This window comes from Microvirga sp. P4_G7, from assembly GCF_056401005.1.
This window is the reverse complement of record NZ_JBFUKD010000868.1, coordinates 1-1,319: the sequence shown is the minus strand read 5'-3', so window position 1 is coordinate 1,319 and position 1,319 is coordinate 1. Positions and strand designations below refer to the sequence as shown.

The following is a 1,319-nucleotide window of genomic DNA, read 5'->3' as shown; positions in this document are numbered from 1 at the left end:
GGCGCAGACTCTCGGCGAGAGTGTCGGAGAAACCGTTGGTTTACGGGTTCGCCTCGGCTCGAAGATCAGCCGCAAGACGCGCATCGAGGTGGTGACCGAGGGCATCTTCGCCCGCATGATCCTCGACGATCCCACCCTCGACGGCATCGCTGCTGTTCTCTTCGACGAATTTCACGAACGTTCGCTCGATGCCGATCTCGGACTTGCCCTCGCGCTCGATGCGCAGAGCGGTTTGCGGGAGGATCTGCGTCTCCTCGTCATGTCCGCAACGCTCGATGGCGCCCGTGTCGCGAGGCTCCTGGGCGATGCGCCGGTCATTCAATCGGAGGGCCGCGCCTACCCCGTCGAGACGCGCTATCTCGGGCGCGATCCGCAGCGCCGGATCGAGGAGCAGGTCGCCGACGCAGTACTGAGAGCGCTCCGGGCCGAATCGGGCTCGGTCCTCGTTTTCCTGCCGGGGCAGGGTGAAATTCGCCGGGTCGACGCATTGCTGCGCGACCGCTTGAACGATCCCACGGTCGATCTGGCGCCTCTCTACGGCGCCCTCGATCGCAACGAGCAGGATCTCGCGGTCGGTCCCACCAAGGCCGGGCGGCGCAAGATCGTCCTGGCGACCTCCATCGCCGAAACCTCCCTCACCATCGAAGGCGTCCGCGTGGTGGTCGATTCCGGTCTCGCCCGCGTCCCCGTCTTCGAACCGGATATCGGATTGACGCGTCTGGAGACTGTCCGCGTGTCACGTGCCGCCGCCGATCAACGCCGCGGACGTGCAGGGCGTACGGAGCCGGGAATCTGCTACCGATTGTGGGAAGAGGCGGCGACAGGCGCGCTCGAAGCGTTTGCGCGTCCCGAAATCCTGTCCGCCGATCTGGCGCCTCTGCTCCTCGATTGCGCGGCATGGGGCGTGAGCGAACCGTCCAAGCTCGCATTCCTCGACGAGCCGCCATCGCCGGCAATCATCGAGGCGAGGGGATTACTGGTGCAATTGTCGGCCCTCGACGAGGACGGCCGGATTACCGAAACGGGCCAGCGGCTGCGGCGCCTGCCATTGCCGCCGCGGCTTGCCCGGATGGTTCTGGCCGCCGGTGACACGGGGCAGGGGCGGGAAGCCGCCGAACTCGCGGCCGTCATCGTCGAACGCGGGTTGGGCGGCGATGCCGTCGATCTCACCGACCGCATCGATCGCTTCCGACGCGACCGCTCAAAGCGCGCCCAGGACATGGCGCGCCTCGCTCGCGCCTGGGCCAAGGAAGCCGGCGAGACCGCTAATGGCCGAGAGCGCCTCTCGACCGGCGGCTTGCTGGCCCTCGCCTATCCTG

At 67.4% G+C, this 1,319-nt stretch carries 1 protein-coding gene; it reads left to right on the top strand.

Annotation, left to right across the window (positions count from 1 at the left end; genetic code table 11):
• Positions 1-1,319 (top strand): ATP-dependent helicase HrpB (hrpB, locus tag AC1DT3_RS21475; protein WP_477467211.1); only part of this gene is annotated, 1,319 nt, incomplete at both ends.